Annotated in this window: 1 protein-coding gene; it reads right to left on the bottom strand. The window is 69.5% G+C overall.

The annotated features are described in order from the left end of the window. Nucleotides 1-357: 357 nt before the first annotated feature. The coding region (locus A7A76_RS13195; RefSeq protein WP_206411615.1) for an arylesterase at nucleotides 358-940 on the bottom strand (583 nt) is incomplete at its 5' end.

Genomic DNA, 940 nt, shown 5'->3' with positions numbered 1-940 from the left:
GCGTCATGCCACGATAAAGCCCTGGATTCCCGCTTTCGCGGGAATGACGATAGGTGGTTTGCGCCGGTCGACTCTTGCCGCGTCTCTTACAGAACGTCATCCCCGCGAAGGCGGGGATCCAGAGACTTCAGAGTCATGCCGCGATCAAGCCCTGGATGCCCGCCTTCGCGGGCATGACGTCAGTGGGAGGCGCATAAGCATGCAGGCAGGTACGGGTACTGGTGCGCGGCGCGAAAAAACCGATCTGTCGTCCCGGCTAACGCCGGAATCCATTTTGCTCCTGCCCTTCGCGGCCGCCCGATGCCCCGCTCCGATGCGAACCCGCATCCAGCGCCGCGCCCGCTCAGCCGCGCCCGCTCACTTGAGCATCGGCCCCAGCTTGCTCCAGACATGATCGCGCAGCGCCGGCTGCGCCGCCGCGGTCGGATGCAGGTTGTCGTTCTGGAAGTTGTTGCGGTCGGCCGCGACCGGTTCGAGCAGGAACGGCAGCAGCGGCGCCGAATATTTCTGCGCCAGCTCGCGGTAGTTGCGTTCGAAGCCTTCGGTGTATTCGCGGCCCAGGTTCGGCGGCATGCGCATGCCGATCAGCAGCACCTGCGCCTTGGCCGCCTGTGCGGCCTGGATCATGCGCTCCAGGTTGGCCCGGCTCTGCGCCAGCGGCAGGCCGCGCAGGCCGTCGTTGGAGCCCAGCTCGATCACCACCACCGCCGGCCGGTTGCGCTGCAGTTCGCCGGCGATGCGCGCCGCGCCGCCGGCGGTGGTCTCGCCGCTGATGCTGGCGTTGACCGCGCGCCAGCCCGGCTTGGACTGGGCGATGCGTTGCGCGGTCAGCGCCACCCAGCCCTGCGGCGCGGCCAGGCCGTAGCCGGCGGAGAGCGAGTCGCCCATGAACAGCACCGTGCGCTGGGCCTTGGCCGCCGGCGCGGCCGCGGCGGGACGG

This window comes from Lysobacter enzymogenes, assembly GCF_017168095.1.
GTDB classification, from domain to species: domain Bacteria; phylum Pseudomonadota; class Gammaproteobacteria; order Xanthomonadales; family Xanthomonadaceae; genus Lysobacter; species Lysobacter enzymogenes_D.
The sequence above is the reverse complement of the archived record's forward strand: the minus strand, read 5'-3'. Positions and strand labels throughout refer to the sequence as shown.